General features: G+C 60.7%; 18 protein-coding genes. 2 read left to right on the top strand and 16 right to left on the bottom strand.

The annotated features are described in order from the left end of the window. Positions 1-4 precede the first annotated feature (4 nt). From gatA to hisZ, 13 genes are all read right to left on the bottom strand, one after another. Complete coding sequence (gene gatA / locus HPY58_05070) at positions 5-1516, bottom strand: Asp-tRNA(Asn)/Glu-tRNA(Gln) amidotransferase subunit GatA (GenBank protein NPV29026.1); 1512 nt, start codon at positions 1514-1516, stop codon at positions 5-7. A 17-nt stretch (positions 1517-1533) separates the two neighbouring features. After that, a complete protein-coding gene (gatC, locus tag HPY58_05075; GenBank protein NPV29027.1) occupies positions 1534-1818 on the bottom strand; it encodes an Asp-tRNA(Asn)/Glu-tRNA(Gln) amidotransferase subunit GatC in 285 nt (94 codons plus the stop codon). Between the two features lie 186 nt (positions 1819-2004). After that, positions 2005-4023 carry an NAD-dependent DNA ligase LigA gene (gene ligA / locus HPY58_05080; GenBank protein NPV29028.1) on the bottom strand — a complete coding sequence of 673 codons (2019 nt, stop codon included), beginning with the start codon at positions 4021-4023 and terminating at the stop codon, positions 2005-2007. 31 nt (positions 4024-4054) lie between these two features. Further along, positions 4055-5395 (bottom strand): putative manganese-dependent inorganic diphosphatase, encoded by a 1341-nt coding sequence (locus HPY58_05085; protein ID NPV29029.1) that lies wholly within the window; start codon positions 5393-5395, stop codon positions 4055-4057. Positions 5396-5509: 114 nt separating this feature from the next. Beyond that, a complete protein-coding gene (gene pcrA, locus HPY58_05090; GenBank protein NPV29030.1) occupies positions 5510-7726 on the bottom strand; it encodes a DNA helicase PcrA in 2217 nt (738 codons plus the stop codon). A gap of 9 nt (positions 7727-7735) precedes the next feature. Continuing rightward, positions 7736-8359 (bottom strand): bifunctional phosphoribosyl-AMP cyclohydrolase/phosphoribosyl-ATP diphosphatase HisIE, encoded by a 624-nt coding sequence (locus tag HPY58_05095; protein NPV29031.1) that lies wholly within the window; start codon positions 8357-8359, stop codon positions 7736-7738. 32 nt (positions 8360-8391) lie between these two features. Next, positions 8392-9150: an imidazole glycerol phosphate synthase subunit HisF gene (hisF, locus tag HPY58_05100; GenBank protein ID NPV29032.1), complete on the bottom strand. Its 759-nt coding sequence runs from the start codon at positions 9148-9150 to the stop codon at positions 8392-8394. 6 nt (positions 9151-9156) lie between these two features. Beyond that, on the bottom strand, positions 9157-9957 hold the full coding sequence (gene hisA / locus HPY58_05105; GenBank protein ID NPV29033.1) for a 1-(5-phosphoribosyl)-5-[(5-phosphoribosylamino)methylideneamino]imidazole-4-carboxamide isomerase: 801 nt from the start codon (positions 9955-9957) through the stop codon (positions 9157-9159). After that, positions 9951-10562 carry an imidazole glycerol phosphate synthase subunit HisH gene (gene hisH / locus HPY58_05110; GenBank protein NPV29034.1) on the bottom strand — a complete coding sequence of 204 codons (612 nt, stop codon included), beginning with the start codon at positions 10560-10562 and terminating at the stop codon, positions 9951-9953. The genes hisA and hisH overlap by 7 nt, the downstream gene beginning before the upstream one ends. Positions 10563-10583: 21 nt before the next feature. Then, positions 10584-11174: an imidazoleglycerol-phosphate dehydratase HisB gene (hisB, locus tag HPY58_05115; GenBank protein NPV29035.1), complete on the bottom strand. Its 591-nt coding sequence runs from the start codon at positions 11172-11174 to the stop codon at positions 10584-10586. Next, the gene (gene hisD, locus HPY58_05120) at positions 11171-12469 is read right to left on the bottom strand and encodes a histidinol dehydrogenase (GenBank protein NPV29036.1); all 1299 of its coding nucleotides are present in this window, start codon (positions 12467-12469) and stop codon (positions 11171-11173) included. The genes hisB and hisD overlap by 4 nt, the downstream gene beginning before the upstream one ends. Beyond that, positions 12447-13148: an ATP phosphoribosyltransferase gene (locus HPY58_05125; protein ID NPV29037.1), complete on the bottom strand. Its 702-nt coding sequence runs from the start codon at positions 13146-13148 to the stop codon at positions 12447-12449. Before HPY58_05125 ends, hisD begins: the two co-directional genes overlap by 23 nt. A gap of 86 nt (positions 13149-13234) precedes the next feature. Beyond that, positions 13235-14389 carry an ATP phosphoribosyltransferase regulatory subunit gene (gene hisZ / locus HPY58_05130; protein ID NPV29038.1) on the bottom strand — a complete coding sequence of 385 codons (1155 nt, stop codon included), beginning with the start codon at positions 14387-14389 and terminating at the stop codon, positions 13235-13237. Positions 14390-14599: 210 nt separating this feature from the next. On the opposite strand from hisZ, the gene HPY58_05135 reads away from it, so the two are divergent. Together HPY58_05135 and HPY58_05140 are read left to right on the top strand one after the other, a co-directional pair. Further along, positions 14600-15154 (top strand): Hsp20 family protein, encoded by a 555-nt coding sequence (locus HPY58_05135; protein ID NPV29039.1) that lies wholly within the window; start codon positions 14600-14602, stop codon positions 15152-15154. A gap of 52 nt (positions 15155-15206) precedes the next feature. After that, a complete protein-coding gene (locus tag HPY58_05140; GenBank protein ID NPV29040.1) occupies positions 15207-15713 on the top strand; it encodes an Hsp20/alpha crystallin family protein in 507 nt (168 codons plus the stop codon). Positions 15714-15851: 138 nt separating this feature from the next. Here HPY58_05140 and HPY58_05145 read toward each other — a convergent pair whose 3' ends face one another. The 3 genes from HPY58_05145 to HPY58_05155 are packed head-to-tail and all read right to left on the bottom strand — an operon-like array spanning position 15852 to position 18219. Then, the gene (locus tag HPY58_05145) at positions 15852-16142 is read right to left on the bottom strand and encodes a hypothetical protein (GenBank protein NPV29041.1); all 291 of its coding nucleotides are present in this window, start codon (positions 16140-16142) and stop codon (positions 15852-15854) included. 3 nt (positions 16143-16145) lie between these two features. Then, positions 16146-17105 carry a Ger(x)C family spore germination protein gene (locus tag HPY58_05150; protein ID NPV29042.1) on the bottom strand — a complete coding sequence of 320 codons (960 nt, stop codon included), beginning with the start codon at positions 17103-17105 and terminating at the stop codon, positions 16146-16148. Then, positions 17092-18219 (bottom strand): endospore germination permease, encoded by a 1128-nt coding sequence (locus HPY58_05155; GenBank protein NPV29043.1) that lies wholly within the window; start codon positions 18217-18219, stop codon positions 17092-17094. Before HPY58_05155 ends, HPY58_05150 begins: the two co-directional genes overlap by 14 nt. Between the last annotated feature and the right edge of the window lies 1 nt (position 18220).

Below are 18220 nucleotides of genomic sequence, written 5' to 3' on the forward strand. Positions count from 1 at the left end.
GTTTTCAGGGCCCGGTTTTTTCCACCGGCTCCTGTTCTGGTTCTCCTTTTAAAGGTGGTCTTGCCAGGTGGTAGGGCGTGCTCTGCTCATAAGCATAGGCTACCCTCAGCAGGGTCCCCTCGCCAAAGGGGGGCGCCATGATTTGCAGCCCGACCGGCAAACCTTCGACAAAGCCGCAGGGAAGCGAGAGGGCGGGAATCCCCGCCAGGTTGATCGGGATTGTATAGACATCGGAAAGATACATCACCAGGGGATCCCCGGCTTTTTCCCCAAACCGGAAGGGTGGAGTGGGAGAGGTCGGAGAAACAATCACATCAAACTGCTCAAACAGCCGGTTGAAGTCCTGCCTGATGAGGGTGCGGAGCTTTAATGCCTTTAAGTAATAGGCGTCGTAATATCCAGAACTCAAGGCATAGGTGCCCAGCATAATTCGCCTCTTCACCTCGGGCCCGAACCCCTCGCTCCGGGTTCGCATGTACATTTCCAACAGATTATAGTTTCCCCCCTTTTCCGGAGCGGCGCGGTACCCGTAGCGAACCCCATCATAACGCGCCAGGTTCGAACTGGCTTCAGCCGGAGCAATGATGTAGTAGCAGGGGAGAGCGTATTCTGCATGGGGGAAGGAACACTCCTCCACAACCGCCCCCAAATCCTCCAGCCGGCTAATTGCAGCCCGAACCACTTCCCCCACCCGGGGGTCAAGCCCCTTTCCGAAGAATTCCCGGGGCACCCCCACCTTCACGCCCCTGGCTTCCCCGGTAAGGTAAGAGGTATAATCCGGAACCGGGAAGGGGGCTGATGTGGAATCAAGGGGATCGTGGCCGGCAATCGCATTCAGAACCAGGGCGCAGTCCCGCACATCCTTTGTAAGGGGGCCGATCTGGTCAAGGGAAGACGCAAAGGCCACCAGTCCGAAGCGGGAAACGAGCCCGTAGGTGGGCTTCAAACCCACAATCCCGCAGAAGGAGGCCGGCTGCCTGATAGAGCCTCCCGTATCGGAACCTAAAGCATAGACCGCCTCTCCTGCAGCAACGGCCGCAGCCGCCCCTCCACTGGAGCCGCCGGGCACGTATCCCAGGTGCCAGGGGTTCCGGGTCGGAAAAAAAGCCGAGTTCTCTGTGGAGGAACCCATCGCAAATTCGTCCATGTTCAGTTTCCCGGTGAAAACCGCCCCTGCGGCGGCCAGCTTTTTCACAACAGTTGCATCGTAGGGAGGGACGAAGTTCTCCAGCATCCGGGAGGAGCAGGTGGTGCGCGTCCCCCGGGTGCACAGGTTATCCTTCAAACCTGCCGGGATCCCTGCAAGGGGGCCCGGTATTTCCCCTTCCCGCCTTTTCCGGTCGATCTCTTTTGCCGCCTGGTAAGCTGTTTCCTCTGTAACGGTTACGTAGGCCTGAATCCGGTCCTCCACTTCATAGATCCGGGCAAAAACCGCACGCGTAATTTCCTCTGCGGATGCTTCACCCTTTTTCAGCATTTCAGCCAGCTGATGAGCCGTTAACTGAAAAAGTTCCATAAATCCAAAACTCCTTTTTAAATGATGCGCGGGACCTTGAAATAACCCGCCTCCCGCTCCGGGGCATTCCCGAGCACCTCTTCCCGGGGGAGAGATTCTCTTGCTTCGTCAGGCCGGGAAACATTCTGGAGGGGCAGGACGTGGTAGGTAGGCTCCACGTGAGCCGTGTCCAGACGGTTGATCATCTCTGCATATTCCAAAACAGAACTCAACTGGGCGCGGAACTGCTCTTTTTCTTCTTCACTTAAAGCAAGGCGCGCAAGGATTGCTACGTGCTCAACTTCCTCCCTGCTTAATTTCATTTCACTTCCCTCCCTGGGGGCCGCGGAGAAAAGCCGCGCAATTGTGAACCTGAGTGCTATCACATGCCTAAATTATAACAGAAGAGCCAAAACCCCGCAACTTCCGCGCCGGCTCCGCAAGCGGAGGGGCTCTCCGGCAATCTTCGAGCTGGCTCAAAATGAAGCAAAGAGCCTGCGGCTGCCCGGTTATCCGGTCCGGCGGGCTTCACCAAGGAGGCTTAAAAAAGCTTCTTCATCAAGCAGGGGGATTCCCAGAGCGCGGGCCTTTTCGTACTTCTGGCCTGGATCCTCCCCCACCACCACGTAGTCCGTTTTCCTGCTCACACTTGAGGCAACCCTGCCTCCCAGCTTCTTGACCAGCTCTTCGGCCTCCTTGCGGGTGAGGGAGGAAAGCGTCCCGGTGAGCACGAACTGCTTTCCGGCCAGCGGAAGCTCCTCCCGGGGAACCGCGGCCCTCTCCTCCTCCATTTTCACCCCGGCCCGCCTCAACTTTTCAATTACACGCTTCGTCTGCTCCTCCTGGAAGAAGGCCGCGATGCTGGCGGCAATCTTGGGTCCGATCTCGGGAATCTCCGTGAGTTCCTCAACCCCGGCGCGCGCCAGGGCCGCCAGGGAGCCGTAGTGCTCCGCCAGGATCTCTGCAGTCCGGGTTCCCACGAAGCGGATCCCGAGGGCGTAGATCAGGGGAGCAAGGCCCCTTTCTTTGCTCCGCGCCAGGGCTTCAAGCAAGTTTTCCGCCGATTTTTCCCCCATCCTTTCCAGGGCCACCAGGTCTTCTTTCCGGAGGTAGTAGAGGTCTGCGGGATCCTTCACAAGGCCGCGGGCGACCAGCTGGTTCACAAGGGCGGGGCCCACCCCTTCGATGTCCATCGCTTCCCGGGAAACGAAGTGAAGGAGCAGTTCCTTGAGTTGGGCAGGGCAGGCAATTCCCGTGCAGCGGGCGGCCACTTCCCCCTCCAGGCGAACCACCCTGCCGCCGCACTCCGGGCAGGCTTCGGGCATATGGAACACTTTTTCACTTCCGGTCCGCCGCTCCGGAAGCGCCCGGACCACTTCGGGGATGACATCCCCCGCCCTGTGGACGACCACGTAATCCCCGATCCTGATGTCCTTTTCCCGGATCATATCTTCGTTGTGTAAAGTCGCCCGGGATACGGTAACCCCTCCTACCTGAACCGGTTCCAGAATTGCCGTCGGGGTGAGGACACCGGTCCGCCCCACCCGGACGATGATATCGATCACCCGGGTGACCGCCTGCTCTGCAGGAAACTTGTAAGCAACTGCCCAGCGGGGGCTTTTGGCCGTGCTTCCCAGGGCGGCATGAAGCGGCAAAGAGTTGACCTTAACGACCATCCCGTCAATTTCGTAAGTCAAGTCATGGCGTTTTTCAACCCACGCGCTGCAGTAGGAGATCACCTCCTCAATGTCCCGGCAGCAGCGCCAGTGTTCCTGAACGGGGAGTCCGAGTTCGCGCAGGAAGGCCAGAACCTCCGCCTGGGTTGCCAGGGTAAGCCCCTCGCTTACCAGAATCTGATAGGTGTAAATCCCCAGGGTCCGGGCTGCCGTGACCTTGGGGTCGAGCTGCCTGATGGAACCTGCCGCCGCGTTGCGCGGATTGGCAAAAGGAGGCTCTCCCCGGGCGTCTCTTTCTTCGTTCAAGCGGGCAAAGGCTTTCTTCGGCATAAAGACCTCCCCCCGCACCACAAAACGGCGCGGCGCCTCCGGAAGAAAAAGAGGGAGCACGCGTATCGTTTTCAAGTTTTCCGTCACGTCCTCCCCGGTCATCCCGTCACCCCGGGTCGCCCCCTGCACGAAAACCCCGTTTTCGTAGGTGAGCACAACCGACAGGCCGTCGATTTTGGGTTCCACCACATAGTCTACAGGAGAACCCGCCAGCTGGCGCACCCGCCGGTCGAAATCCCGCAGCTCCGCGGGTTCAAAGGCATTGGCCAGGCTCAGCAGCGGCACCGGGTGCCGGACCGTCCGGAATTCCGGGAGGGGTTCCCCTCCCACGCGCTGGGTGGGAGAATCAGGTGTAATCAGCTGGGGGTACTGTTTTTCGAGCTCCTCCAGTTCCCTCACCAGGGCGTCGTATTCCTGGTCGGAGATGATCGGGTTGTCGAGGACGTAGTAGTAATAATCGTGCTTCCGGATTTCCCGCCGCAGCTCCTCCACCCGTGCCCGCGCTTCCTCAAAGGCAAGCATAAGCAGTCCCCCCTTTCTTGCTTTTTTCCTTTTACCGGAGGGCCGCAAGCCTTGCCAGGGGCGGCACAACCTGCTTTTTCCGGGACATGACGCCGGGCAAAAAGATCCGGTGGTTGCGCACCTCCTGCCCGAAGGCCTCGGCCGCGAATTTTTCCCCCGGGCCGGCCACGAGAAGCTCCGTTCCCTCCTGAGCGATATCTGTCAGCATCATCAGAACCAGGTCGTACCCCCGCTCCCGGGCCATCTCGTCCATCTCCTCCAGCAAAGCCTCTTTCACATCTTCCAGGCCTGCCGTCCCGATGGCCTCGACTTGGCCGATTCCCACTTTTAAATCACCCAGCTCGAAGTCTTTAAAATCTTCGTTTAAGATCTCCCTCGCAGGGCGCTCTGCAAGAGCAGAGCCCGCCCGGAAGATTTCGATCCCGAAGGGTTCCGGCTCCAGGCCCGCCAGCCTGCTCAAATACCGGGCAATGTCGCGATCCTGCGGGGTGCAGGTGGGAGACTTAAAGATCACCGTATCGGAAAGGATCCCGGCGCAGAGCAGGCCCGCGACGCGGGGGGATGGCTCCACCCCCTGCTCCTGGTAGATTTTACCAATGATGGTGCAGGTGCTCCCTACCGGCTCGCTGCGGAAGTAAAGGGGCTCCCCGGTCTGAACATCCCCCAGCCGGTGGTGGTCGATAATCTCCAGCACTTCCGCCTGCTCAATGCCCGGCACGGCCTGGGCGCGCTCGTTGTGGTCCACCAGGATCACCTGCTTCCGCCTTAAGGCAAGGAGATCGTAGCGCGCCACCATCCCCAGGAGCCGGTCCTGCTCGTCCACGACGGGGTAATTGCGAAACCTGGTTTCCAGCATCACCCTTTTTACCTGATCCGCCAGTTCGTCCTCGTGGAAAGAAACGATCCCCTCGGTCTTCATGAGATTTCTGACGGGAGTCGCAAGAATCTCCCGCGCCCGGGAGGCGCTCCCCGCCAGGGCTTCCAGCCCCAACTCCACCAAAAGGTGATGCGCCAGGTCGCCGGTGGTGAAGAGCCCCAGCAGCCGCCCCCGGGGATCGACCACCGGCAGGGTTTTGACCTGGTGCTCCCGCATCAACCTTCCGGCCTCCTGCAGGGTGGTTTCCGGGGCGCAGCTGATAATTTCGCGGCGAAGCATATCGGCAACGCGCGGACGGACATCCGCTACAAAGGGGGGCGGCTCCACCCCAAAATAACCCAAAACAAAGGCCGTCTCACGGTTAAGGGGGCCCACCCGCCCCGCCCTCGCCCCGGCAACTCCCAGGGCCTGCTTCAACTCCGCATAGGCCAGCGCCGCACAAATGGCATCGGTATCGGGGTTGCGGTGCCCCAAGATCCAGATCGGCTTCTCCATTTAGTGTCTCTCCATTTTCGGAAGGTTCCGCTAAAATCAGTATCCCCAGTTTCCGGGCGAAACAAAGGGCCCGGCACAAGTGAAGCCCGGGCGGCCAGCGTCCGGCATGCCGGGCTAAACCCGGCGCAAAGGAGCATACTTCACCAGAAGGTGCTTTACCCCCACCTGCTCGAAGGAAACGATGATTTCCAAATCACCCCCGGGGCCCACCCTGGTTTCCGTAACAACACCCGGTCCGAATTTCGCGTGCTCCACCCGGTCCCCGACCTGCAGATCCCCCTGCGGCTCAACGTCCCTCTCAGCCGCCTCCAGCAGAGCGCGCCCCGTAAAAACCGGCGGAAGCTTCTCCCTCCGGTCCCGCGCGGGCCGGCCCTGAACCGGCACCGGACGCACCGGGGCTCCACCCCCAGGCAGGACGGGGTAAAGCAGTTCCTGCGGGATTTCCTGGAGAAAACGCGAGGGCTCGCGGGGTGTCCCGTTGCCCTGAAGGTAGCGCCGGCAGGCCCAGGAGAAAAAGAGCCTTTCCCGCGCCCTGGTAATTCCAACATAGCAGAGCCGGCGCTCTTCTTCAAGCTCCTCTTCCTCTCCCAAAGCGTGGGCATGGGGAAAGAGGCCCTCCTCGAGGCCGGTCATGAAGACAACGGGAAACTCCAGACCCTTCGCGGTGTGGAGGGTCATCAAGACAACCGCGTTCTCCTCCGCCCGGTAGTTGTCGATTTCGGCCACCAGAGCCAGCCGCTCCAGGAATCCAGCCAGAGACCTGTCTTCGCTTTCCTCGTCGTACTCCCTTGCCACACCTAAAAACTCTTTTAAATTTTCCAGCCTTGTCTCCGCCTCAACGGTCTGCTCCGCCTCCAGCAGGGAGCGGTACCCCGTTTCCTCCAGAATTCTTTCGGCGAGCGCGGCAACCGTCAGCTCCTCCTGTTCCTCCCGCCAGCGGTCCACCATTTCGAAAAAGGCCCGCAGCGCCCGGATGGTGCGCGCCCCCAGGCCGGGAATCTTCTCCGGCTCCCTGAGCACCTCTTCCAGGCTCCTTCCCTCCTGCAGTGCCAGTTCCTCCGCCCGGGCAAGGGCGGTTTCCCCGATTCCCCGGCGGGGAACGTTTAAAATCCGCCTCAGCGAAATCTCGTCTGCGGGGTTCGCCACGAACCGCAGGTAGGCCAGCAGGTCCCTGATTTCCTTCCGCTCGTAAAACCTGATTCCCCCGAAAATCCGGTATGGAATCTGGTTTCTGATAAACTCCTCTTCAAAGGCGCGGGATTGGGCGTGGGTCCTGTAAAAGACTGCAAAATCCCGGTGCTCCAGCCCTTCCTCCCGGCGGAGCTTCTCGAGTGTAGCAAGCACAAACCGCGCCTCGTCCCGCTCGTCTACGGCCTGGTAATAATAGACCGGTTCTCCGATTCTGTTGGAGGTCCAGAGGCGCTTTGGCTTCCTCCCCCGGTTGCGGGCAATTACAGAATTCGCCACAGCCAGGATGCGCTGCGTGGAGCGGTAATTCTGCTCCAGCTTGACGATCCGCGCCTCGGGGTAGTCTTTTTCGAAATCGAGGATATTTCTGATATCGGCCCCCCGCCACCTGTAAATGCACTGGTCATCGTCCCCGACAACACAGAGATTCCGGTAGCCATCCGCGAGCTGGCGTACGAGGACGTACTGGGCATGGTTCGTATCCTGGTACTCGTCCACCATGATGTAGCGGAAACGGTGCTGGTAATTTTCCAGCACATGGGGCTCGGCCCGGAAGAGGGCTACGGTTTGAAAAAGGAGGTCGTCGAAATCTAAAGCATTTTGCTGCAGGAGCTTCGCCTGGTAACAGGAATAAAGGCGGGCCACCGCCTGCGCCCAGGCATCCCGGGCGTGGAGGGCAAACTCCTCGGGCCCCACCAGCTCGTTTTTCAGGCTGCTGATCGCCGCCAGCATGCTCCGGGGCCGGTACTTCCTTTCATCAAGACCGAGTTCCCGAAGGCAGTTTTTGATCACCGTCAGCTGATCGGCTTCGTCGTAAATGACAAAGTTCCGGTCGTAGGGAAGGTGGCGCACCTCCTGGCGGAGGATGCGCACCGCCAGGGAATGAAAGGTGCTGATCCAGACATCGCGCGCCCCGGCGCCCACCAGCTGCTGGACGCGCTGGCGCATCTCGGCAGCGGCGCGGTTCGTAAAGGTAACGGCCAGAATCCTGAAGGGAGACACCCCTGACCGTAAAAGGTGGGCAACCCTGTAGGTAAGCACCCTTGTTTTTCCACTTCCCGCCCCCGCAAAGATGATCAGAGGGCCCTCCGTGTGGCGCACCGCCTCCTGCTGAGCCGGATTTAAATCCTCCCAGAAACCCACCTGTATCACCTACCGGCGCCGCTCCGCCAGTTTCGCCCAAACCTCGCCGGGGCTTAAGTTGCATTCCGCCAGCAAAACCAGAAGATGGTAGACCAGGTCGGCGGCTTCTTCCGCCAGCTCCTCCCGGTTCCGGTTCTTCCCGGCAATCACTACTTCCACCGCTTCTTCCCCCAGCTTCTTTGCTATCCTGTCAATTCCCTCCCGGAACAATTTCGCAGTATAGGAGCCTTCGGGCAGAGTTCGCTGCCGTTCCTTAATCACCGCAAAAAGCTCGTCAACGATCCCCGGGCCGGAACCCCCGTTCAGGGGTTGACCCAGGCAGCGGAAAAAACAGGAGCGGTATCCTTCGTGACACGCCCCACCTAACTGCTCAACCCTGAAGAGGAGGGCATCCCCGTCGCAGTCGATCCGCACCTCCCGGATGTACTGGTGGTTTCCGCTGGTCTCCCCTTTCAGCCAGAGGCGCTGCCTGCTCCGGCTGTAAAACCAGGTCCGCCCCGTCCGCAGGGAGCGGAGGAAGGACTCCCGGTTCATATAGGCAACCATCAAGACCTCACCGGTTGCCGCATCCTGGACTACCGCCGGGATTAAACCGGCTTCGTTGAATTTTACGCAATCCAGCACCGCCTGAATCTCCTGCTCATCTGTCAAAACCGGCTTCGCCTTCATAGCCGCACGGGCACTCCCCTCTCCGCCAGATACTCCTTTGCCTCTCTAATTGTATACTCCCGGTAGTGAAAGATGGAAGCTGCCAAAACCGCGTCTGCCGCCCCCTGTGTCAAACCCTCCCAGAGGTGCTCCAGGCTTCCGGCACCCCCGGAGGCGATCACCGGAATTCCTACAGCCGAGCTAACAGCCCGGGTCAAAGCAAGGTCATAGCCGTCCTTCGTCCCATCGCGGTCAAGGCTGGTCAAAAGGATTTCCCCGGCGCCGCGCTGCTCCACCTCCCGCGCCCAGGCGAGGGCATCCAATCCCGTCCCCCGCCTTCCCCCATGCGTCAGAACCTCCCAGCGGCCGGGGGAGACCTGGCGGGCATCGATGGCCACCACAATGCACTGGCTCCCGAACTTCCGCGCCCCCTCCGTGATCAGTTCCGGATTCAGCACCGCTGCGGTATTGATGGCAATTTTATCGGCCCCCGCCTGGAGCATTTCCCTGATGTCCTCCAGAGTCCGGATCCCCCCGCCGACCGTAAAGGGAATAAAAACGTTTTCCGCCGTCCGCCGCACCACATCCACCATCGTCTTCCGCTCTTCAAAGGAGGCCGTAATGTCGAGAAAAACCAGTTCGTCGGCCCCTTCCGCATCGTAAAAAGCGGCCAGTTCCACCGGATCCCCGGCGTCTCTCAGATCGACAAACTTTATCCCCTTCACAACCCGTCCTGCGTCCACATCAAGACAGGGAATGATTCTTTTCGCCAGCACCGAGCATCACTCCCCGGCTCCTTCTATATTCTTTCCTCCGGTCGTACCTGAGGCCCTACCCCTTGAAAAGGGCGGCCTGTCCCCTTGCGCGATTGCAATGGCTTCTTCAAGCCGGATTCTTCCTTCGTAGAGGGCCTTTCCGAGAATTACCCCTTCGACTCCGTCTGCTTCCAGCTCCTGCAGTTTTGCGAGATCCTCGAGGCAGCCGATCCCCCCGGAGGCGATCACCCGCAAACCGCTCTTCCGGGCAAGCTCCCGGATTGCCTCAAAATTGGGCCCTGCCAGCGTCCCGTCGCGGGCGGTATCGGTAAAAATCACCCGCTCTCCGCCCCGCTCCCTGATCTCCCGCGCCACCTCCAGGAAGTGCCTGGCCGTTACCTGCTTCCACCCCCTGACGGCCACAAAACCGTCCCGGGTGTCGAGGCCCACCACAATCCGCTCTTTCCCGAACTCCCGGCAGGCGGCTTCTACAACCTCCGGGTTCGTAAGGGCAACCGTCCCCAGGACGACCCGCGCCACCCCGCGGGCGAAGGCGGCCCTGATCTGTTCCAAACTCCGGAGCCCCCCTCCCAGCTGGACAGGCACCGGAACGTGCCTGACAATCTCCTCCACCACCTCCAGCTGGCAGGGCTCCCCGGCAAAGGCCCCGTCCAGGTCCACCACGTGGAGCCAGGGCGCCCCCTTTTCCGCCCAGACGCGGGCCGCCGCCACGGGGTCTGCAGCGTAAACCGTTTCCGCCTCCTCCCTCCCCTGGGTGAGGCGCACGCACCTTCCTTTGCGGAGGTCAACGGCAGGAAAGATCAGCATGCCGCCACCAGCCTTCCGAAGTTGGCCAGGACTTCAAGCCCCAGCCGGCTGCTTTTTTCGGGGTGAAACTGGACCCCGAAGAGGTTCCCCCGCGCCACCATGCTCGTAAACGCGATCCCGTACGCGGTCACCCCGCTGATGACATCCTGGGGAGCAGGGTCCACGTAGTAAGAGTGCACAAAATAAAAATAAGAACGGTCGGGGATCCCGGTGAAAAGGGGATTGGCCTGCTTTAATTCCACCTGGTTCCAGCCCATGTGGGGAACCTTCACGCGGCCGGGCAGGCGCCGCACCCTGCCCGGAATCAAATCCAGGCCCTCGTGCCAGCCCCCCTCCTCACTAAAGCTGAAAAAGAGCTGGAGGCCGAGGCAGATCCCCAGCAGGGGCTTTCCCTGCACCACCGCCTCCCGCAGGGCGCGGTCCAGCCCCTGGGCGCGGAGGTTCTCCATCGCGTCCCCAAAGGCGCCCACGCCGGGCAAAACGATCCCCCGTGCCTGCTCCAGCTCCTTCGGGGTCGCAACAATTGCGGCCTGGAATCCCACTTTTTCCAGACCCTTCTGGACGCTCCGGAGGTTCCCCATCCCGTAGTCAACAATGGCAATCATCTTTTCCGTTTCCTCTCCCTGTTAAAGTTCCCCCTTCGTCGAGGGAATTCCCGCCTCCCGGTCGCTGCGGGCAACGGCCTCCCGCAGGGCGCGGGCGCACCCCTTGAAGAGGGCTTCGACGATGTGGTGGGTATTCTGCCCCGCAAGCAGGCGCAGGTGGAGGGTAAGCGCCGCGTGATTCGCAAAGGCACGGAAAAACTCGGGGACAAGCTCCAGGGGCAAATCGCCTACAGTCCACCCTGCCGCTCTCACATCGTAGGAGAAATAGGGCCTGCCGCTGAGGTCGACGGCAACCAGCACCAGCGCCTCGTCCATCGGGAGGAGGGCAGAACCGTAGCGGTTGATCCCTTCTTTGCCGCCCAGGGCGCCGCGGAAGACTTCTCCCAGGCAGATCCCGATGTCCTCCACCGTATGGTGGGCATCAACCTGGAGGTCCCCCTGCGCTTCAAGAAAAAGATCGAAAAGGGCGTGGCGCGCCCAGAGGTGGAGCATGTGGTCCAGGAAACCGATTCCCGTTCCCCCCTGAAAAACGCCCGTCCCGTCGAGATTCAGCTTCACGCGGACCCGGGTCTCCCCGGTCACCCGCTCCACCTCAGCAGTCCGCTCCCTCATTCCTCACACCCCTGCAGGCGCCGGAGGCGCAGGGCAACGGCCCGGGCGTGCGCCTCCAGCCCTTCCGCTTCGGCCAGCCTTACGACTTCGGGGCCCCAGGCCCGGAGGGCCTTCTTCGTCCCGTAGATCAGGCTTGTCCGCTTCAAGAAATCTTCCACGCTGAGGGGAGAGAAAAAGCGCGCCGTCCCCCCGGTCGGGAGAACGTGGTTCGGCCCCGCCAGGTAGTCCCCAACAGACTCCGGGGTGTTTGCCCCCAGAAAAACCGCCCCTGCATTTTTAATGCGTCCCAGCCAGGAAAAGGGCTCCTCCAAAAAGAGTTCCAGGTGCTCCGGCGCCAGTTCGTTGGCAAGTTCTACCGCCTCCGCGAGGTCTGCTGTAATCACCGCAGCCCCGTAAGCGGACAGGGCCTCCCTGGCGATCTCCCGCCTGGGCAGGTCGGCCAGCTGCTTTTCCAGTTCTTCCCGAACCCGGCAGGCAAGCTCCGCGACGGGTGTCAGCAAAATGGCTGCCGCCCGGGGGTCGTGCTCCGCCTGGGAGAGAAGGTCTGCCGCGATCAGTTCGGGATCTCCGGAGCCGTCCGCAACCACCACAATCTCGCTGGGCCCCGCCAGCATGTCGATGTCCACAAGCCCGAAGACCAGGCGCTTGGCAACGGTGACGTAAATGTTTCCGGGCCCTACGATCTTGTCGACCCGGGGAATCGTCTCCGTCCCGTAAGCAAGGGCAGCAACAGCCTGGACGCCGCCCACCCTGTAGATTTCGGTCACACCAGACTCGGCCGCGGCCACAAGGACGAGCGGGGGAACCTCTCCATCGCGCCCGGGAGGAGTGACCATCACGATTTCAGGAACCCCGGCCACCTTTGCCGGAAGGGCGTTCATCAAAACCGAAGAGGGGTAGGCCGCAGTTCCACCAGGTACGTAAATCCCCACCCGCTTCAGGGGCCGGTAAACCTGGCCCAGGATTTCCCCCTGCGGACCCGGTTCAAACCAGGTCTGGAAGTGCTGCCTGGCATGGAAGGCAAAAATCCGGTCGCGGGCCAGGCGCAGAGAGGCAAGGAGTTCAGGGGAAACCTTTTCGTAGGCAGCCTGGATTTCCGCCTCCTGCACCCGCAGTCCTGCGGCGGCAAGGTCGGCGTGATCGAATTTCCGGGTATAGGCCAGAACCGCCTGATCGCCCTGATCCCGGACCGCCTCGAGGATGGCGCGGACTTCCGGTTCCAGGTCCTCGCCCCGGTGGTTCCGCTCCCGCAGCCGTGATACCAGCTGATCTTTACTCGATACCACCTGAAACATTGCTCCTGCTCCTTTCCAGCGCCCCCCGGAGGGCCGCCACGACCGGGGCAAGCCGGTCGTACTTGAGGCGGTAGGCAACCCGGTTGGCCACAAGCCTCGCGGTGGCCCGGGCGATCTCCACGAGGGGGGCAAGATTATTCTCTTTCAGGGTGCGTCCTGTCGAAACAAGGTCAATGATCACTTCTGCCAGTCCAACCAGGGGCGCCAGTTCGATATTTCCGGAAAGCCTGATGATCTCGCCGGGCAAACCCTGGCTGCGCAGAAAACTCTCTGCAACCCGGGGGAACTTTGTGGCCACCCGGAGCCGGCCGGAGCGGGCAAGGTATCCGGAGAGCCCTTCCCGAAATTCTCCCTGCTCAAGCTTTGCCGCCGGTACGGCAACCACAAACCTGCAGGCTCCGAACCCCAGGTCCAGCAACTCGCAGATGTCTTTGCCCTGCTCCAGGATTACATCTTTTCCTGCAATCCCCAGCTCGGCCGCTCCGTACTCAACAAAGGTGGGAACATCGGCGGCACGGCAAATCAGATAACGCAGACCGGCCTCCTCGTCAACGCAGATCAACCGCCGGCCGTTCTCTGCGAGGGGAACCCGTCCCAGTCCCGCCTCCTGCAAAAGAGAAACTGCAGGCGAAAAAAGGCGTCCTTTAGGAAGCGCAAAGGTGATGAAATCCCGGTTCATGAATAAATTAACCTCTCCCGTCTTTAGCAACCTCGTCCGCGCCTGGAACCTGCACGCCAGGCTCGAAAAGCCTCCACAAATAAAAGCTATTCCAGCACCAGGATCTGGGGAACTCCCTTCCGGGAGGCGTAAGCAATAGACTCTTCCAGGGGAAGACCGGCAACTTCAATTTCCACCGTATTTCCTTCCTGCCTGAGGGCCCTCGCCTTTTTGACAATCTCCCGCGGATCTCCCCCGGTGATGAAGTAGTCCGGCGCCTGTTCGTGAAAAGCCGCATCCTTCTCCCGGGCCGCCAGAACCCGCTCAATGTTCAGGGCAAAACCGGTCGCCGGACAGGGGAAACCGAACCTGGCAAGGAGCTTATCGTACCGTCCCCCTCCGCAGAGGGGATAACCAACCCCCGGTGCATATCCTTCAAAAACGATTCCCGTATAATAAGTAAGCCCCCGGAGAAGGGTCAGATCGAGATCAACCTGGTCCTGTAATCCGTAATCGGCCAGTCTTTCCCAGACTCTGCGGAGGGCCGCAAGGCCGAGGGCCGCCCCCCCGCCCCGGATCAGGCCCTCCACCGCCTCCAGCACCTCCACCCCCCCGCGCAGTGAAGGCAGCGCCGTCAGGGCTTCCTTGCGGTCCGGAGCAAGGGGAGAAGAGGCAACCAGCTGCTCCCAGGTGACAAGATCCTTTTTGCTCAGGGCCAGCTTCGCCTGCTCCAGATCCGGGGCCGAAAAACCGGCGCCTGCCAGGACCCCGGTGAGAACCTCGACCTGGCCCAGCGTGATCCGGAAATCCTTGATTCCTGCCAGCTTCAGGGCTTCCCCTGCAAGCCCGATGACCTCGGCGTCGGCCTCGGGGCCCGGGGCACCCAGCAGTTCCACACCTGCCTGGTAAAACTCCCGCTGCTGCCCGGCGTGGTTTTCCCGCCGGAAAACATTCGCAACGTAGCAGAGGCGCAAAGGGAGGGGCTGCTCTCTTAAGCGCGTGCTCACAAGGCGGGCAATGGGGGTTGTCATATCCGGCCTGAGCACCATAATTCTCCCCCGGTCGTCAATGAACCGGTAGAGCTGGTCGTGCAGCATTTCCCCCAGCGCCGGAGCCAGCACTTCGTAAAACTCGAAGGTGGGTGTGATTACCTCCCGATAGCCCCAGGCTTCGAATAATCTCAACAAACCGGCCTCAAGTTCCCGCTTGCGCCGGGCCTCCCCGGGCAGGAGGTCCCTGACTCCCCCCGGCATCAGAACCATCCCTGAATTTTCCATAAATTTTCCCTGCCTCGGAGATCTTCTGCACTGTGCTCATCATAACAGGAATCTCAACCGTGGTCAATACACCCGAACTCCATGCATACTTCCATAGACATTCTCAAATACTAGGGGCGTGGGGGTAAAATCTGCATCTATTACGTTCAAAACAAGCAGGAAAAACGCGAACTTAAGGAGGTCAACCAGGGTTCCATGTACGTGCAGACAATCAATCCTTTGGGAATGGCTGCATCGCCCGCAGTAGGTGCAGCCGGAATGTTCCAGGCCAGCCCCGTTGCCTATAGCTACACCTTTGCACCGGCAGGTGCGGGGGCCTGGCAAGGGGTTGCGAACCCGGTGTTCTGGGGAGGTATCAATCCGGCCGCAGGCTGGCAGGCCGTGATCAACCCGGCCCTCACCTGGAGCGCGATCGGCCCCCAGAACGTTTCCTTTATGCCTTCGCCAGGACTCACCCAGCCGCGGGTAGACCTCTTCGAAACCAACAGCGATGTGGTTGTGGCGGCGGAACTGCCGAACATCAACCCCAACAACCTGAACCTCACCGTAACCGACGACTCCATCACCATCAGCGCCAGCACCATCGGAATGCCGGGTATGGGAGCCACCAGCATTTACCGGACGATCTCCCTCCCGACAAACGTCCGGGCCGAACATTGCACCGCTTCCTACAACAACGGCATCCTGGAGGTCAGGCTCCCCAAGGCGGATCTCGCAGCAAGGCGGCGCATCCAGGTTACCAGCCGGTAAAGACGGGAAAGATTTTGCCCCCACACCTGCTAGGAATAAGGAGGTTGCACCAATGCCATACGAACCCAACTTTAATTTTTTTTCACAACAGCCCGGCCAGGAGCCGAATCCGGGAAATCAGGCGAAGGGCCAGGAAGCCCCGCCCCGCGAAAATCCGGAGCCCGCGGGGGAACCGGCTCCCGGCTTTCCTCCCGGCTACTTTCCCTACCTTCAACCCCCGGTTCTGACCTGGCAGCCCCGGATTGATATTTTTGAGGACCACGAAAACATCCTGATCGTTGTCGAGATTCCCGGGGTAAAACCAGAACAGATCAGCGTCGAAGGCGCCCCAAACCTGCTGGTGATCCGGGGAGAAGCCAGGCAGGAGGCAACCCAGGGCGAAAGCAGGATGATCCCTCGCTACCGGGAAAGGAACACCGGGAGTTTCCTCCGCCAAATCCCCCTCCCTCCCCAGCTGAACCTGGACCAGGCTCAGGCAGTTTACGAAAACGGTCTCCTGGAGATAAAAATTCCCAAAGGGCAAGCCCCGCGGGGCCGGCGCATTGAAGTTCAACATTAAGCATTCAGAAATTTCACGATTAAAGCTGCTGCAGCAACGCAGGAGCTTTTCTTTTTGATTGCCGGCAAATGCCTTCCCGGTGAAGCCAACCCTTACGGCCAACAGCACGACATTTCAACACGCAAGCACAAGGATAAATCAGCGGATCCTAACAGGATCGGCCGTCGCCCCGGTCCGCTTGAGCCTGCAGGTCACCTTTACGTCGACTTCCACATGAGGAAACCAGCGGGTGTTCCAGCTGTCCTTCACCTCCATCCAGACATCGGGCCTTTCCCGGTAGAGCCTGTCCCCCAGGCCCAGGAAATCGCTGCGCAGCTCCTGCGCCCTTTTTACAGCAGCCACTACCTCCCGCCGGATCGCCCTCTCCTTTTCCCGCTCCAGCATCCGCAAGACCTCTGGCCTGCCGACCGCAAGCCCCTTTTTCATCACACATCAGACAAAACCTTCTTCTTTAATCTCCACCCGGAAGCGGATGCGGTCTTTTTTCACCTCCGGCTTCACCCTGGTTGTGGCACCGGAAACCACCAGGGAGGCCCAGCTCCCCCGCGCCGGGGCCGGAACGTTGATGATTCCCCCTTTTACCTTCCCCTGCACCCAGAGCACTCCCCGCGTCTCCCGGGGGCCCAGGAAATCGAGAAGCCGGTCGTCCCGGAAAACCGCCGCCCCCTTGAAGGCAAGCTCCTTGCTCTCTTCGGCCCCCCTTCCCTCGGCAACCGCGCCCCCCTGCCCCCCGGAACCCCCGCCGGAGACCGCCTCCCGCATCGGGTAAACCTCGATGGAAGAGGCCACCGGCTCCCGTCCCAGGCTGTTCAAGGCAGTCAGGAAATCCCCCAGCACCACCGGAAAGCGCGTGGAGGTGTAGGCAGGGCGCCGCTCCAGGATAAATCTGATCCCCGTCCCCGGGATGCGCTCCAGGGCAGGGCGCCCCCTCACCAAAACGTCCTGCGCCCGCCCCTTTGCCACCAGAACCCAGGTGGAGCGCCGCACCTCCCAGTGCCGGCTGAAGAAGTCCAGGGCAGGCCCCACCCCCTGCCGCGCCAGATCCTCACCCAAAACGATGGCATGAAGCTGCTTGAAACGCACCCCGCGGGGAGTTACTTCGGAAAACCTTGCCAGGGCCTCGGAAACATTCCGCGCCTCTACGCTCGTTACGACAACCGGCGGGCCCTGTCCGGCCGCCCCTCCCTGTCTTAAAGCAAGAACGCGGGGTACCACAACCTGAAAAGAAACCAGTACCCCCTGCGGGCCGGCCCGGTCAACTCCAACTACCGAAACGAATGCCATCTGTTCTATTTCAAGCCGGCTCCAGCAGCCGCCTGCTGCACACGCCAGAAAAATGAGCAGCAGGCAGACATTGAGCGGCACCCTGCCGCGTTCCTTAATTCCCTTCACCTTGTCCGGGCGCCTCCTTTTCAGAAATTCCCTTTTTTCGGGCGAGAGCAAGCAAAAAAAGAAGGAGGGGAATTCCCGCCTGAACTGTGATCCCAAAGGGGCCCCAGTACCGGGCAAGGAATTCCCGGACGTGGTCGTTGTCCGCAAACTCGAGAATTGACAGAGCAACGAGAACCAGTCCGCTGGGCAGGACCAGCGGCCGGTAGTCCTGCAAGCCCAGGGACTGGGCGAAGGCCACCACCGCCGCGTAGTAAATTACCATTACCTTTAACCCTACAGCCGCAACCCAGACCCCCACGATAAGGGATTCAATCCGCTCCAGAAAACCAGCAAGGTGCACCGTTTTTGCCAGTTCATAGGTGGGAAAAACGAGCCGTGCCGTTTCTTCGGCTCCGAATAAAGCGATCACCCCGGCAATCGTCGAGACTCCTGCTGCAACCAGGAGGAAAACGACCTGGAGGTTGACCCAGTGGGCCTCCTCCGGCCGGCGCAGGCAAGGGAGAAACATCGTAAAAACCATACCTTCCCCAAAAAAGGCAAAGAGGCTCCCCGCGCCCCGCAAAATGTGGACAAAGGAATGAACCAGCACCGGCTGGAGCTGAAAAAAATCCATCTCCGGAACAGCCAGGGCCAGGGTCACCAGCCCGACAAGGAGGGAGAAGGGAAAAATAATCTCGTTTACCCTTGCGAAAACCTCAAGTCCCAGGTAAACCCCATATGCAGCCATGATCACCAGCAAAGCATTGAAAACAACGAGAGGGGTCTCAGGCATTACTGCCGTCACCAGAAGTTCGCCGAACTCCCTGATGATGATGCCGTTCAAGTAAAAGAAAAAAAGGGCCAGCAAGATCCCGAGCGCCCTTCCCCCCCAGGGGCCCAGCAGTTCTGAAGCATACTCCACAATATTCTTCCCGGGAAAACGCAGGCCCAGGGAAACCACAAGGGCGCCCAGGAGCAGCCCGAAAAATGCGGCAATAAGCACCGAGGCCCAGGAATCCTGCCCCGCCTCCCGCGCCATCAGAGCAGGAAGAAACAGAATCCCGGTTGCCAGAATCGTATTGGCAATTAAAAAGGTGGCCTGGCGGGAGGAGATCCTTCCTTTTTCGATGCCCATT

The sequence above is a fragment of the Bacillota bacterium genome (genome assembly GCA_013177945.1).
Classification (GTDB): domain Bacteria; phylum Bacillota; class DSM-12270; order Thermacetogeniales; family Thermacetogeniaceae; genus Ch130.

What these genes read in the sequence shown, in the direction of transcription:
- gatA (NPV29026.1), bottom strand. Translation starts at nt 1,516, where the DNA reads ATGGAACTTTTTCAGTTAACGGCTCATCAGCTGGCTGAAATGCTGAAA.
- gatC (NPV29027.1), bottom strand. Translation starts at nt 1,818, where the DNA reads ATGAAATTAAGCAGGGAGGAAGTTGAGCACGTAGCAATCCTTGCGCGC.
- ligA (NPV29028.1), bottom strand. Translation starts at nt 4,023, where the DNA reads ATGCTTGCCTTTGAGGAAGCGCGGGCACGGGTGGAGGAGCTGCGGCGG.
- HPY58_05085 (NPV29029.1), bottom strand. Translation starts at nt 5,395, where the DNA reads ATGGAGAAGCCGATCTGGATCTTGGGGCACCGCAACCCCGATACCGAT.
- hisA (NPV29033.1), bottom strand. Translation starts at nt 9,957, where the DNA reads ATGCTGATCTTTCCTGCCGTTGACCTCCGCAAAGGAAGGTGCGTGCGC.
- hisH (NPV29034.1), bottom strand. Translation starts at nt 10,562, where the DNA reads ATGATTGCCATTGTTGACTACGGGATGGGGAACCTCCGGAGCGTCCAG.
- hisB (NPV29035.1), bottom strand. Translation starts at nt 11,174, where the DNA reads ATGAGGGAGCGGACTGCTGAGGTGGAGCGGGTGACCGGGGAGACCCGG.
- hisD (NPV29036.1), bottom strand. Translation starts at nt 12,469, where the DNA reads ATGTTTCAGGTGGTATCGAGTAAAGATCAGCTGGTATCACGGCTGCGG.
- HPY58_05125 (NPV29037.1), bottom strand. Translation starts at nt 13,148, where the DNA reads ATGAACCGGGATTTCATCACCTTTGCGCTTCCTAAAGGACGCCTTTTT.
- hisZ (NPV29038.1), bottom strand. Translation starts at nt 14,389, where the DNA reads ATGGTTCTGATGCCGGGGGGAGTCAGGGACCTCCTGCCCGGGGAGGCC.
- HPY58_05135 (NPV29039.1), top strand. Translation starts at nt 14,600, where the DNA reads ATGTACGTGCAGACAATCAATCCTTTGGGAATGGCTGCATCGCCCGCA.
- HPY58_05140 (NPV29040.1), top strand. Translation starts at nt 15,207, where the DNA reads ATGCCATACGAACCCAACTTTAATTTTTTTTCACAACAGCCCGGCCAG.
- HPY58_05155 (NPV29043.1), bottom strand. Translation starts at nt 18,219, where the DNA reads ATGGGCATCGAAAAAGGAAGGATCTCCTCCCGCCAGGCCACCTTTTTA.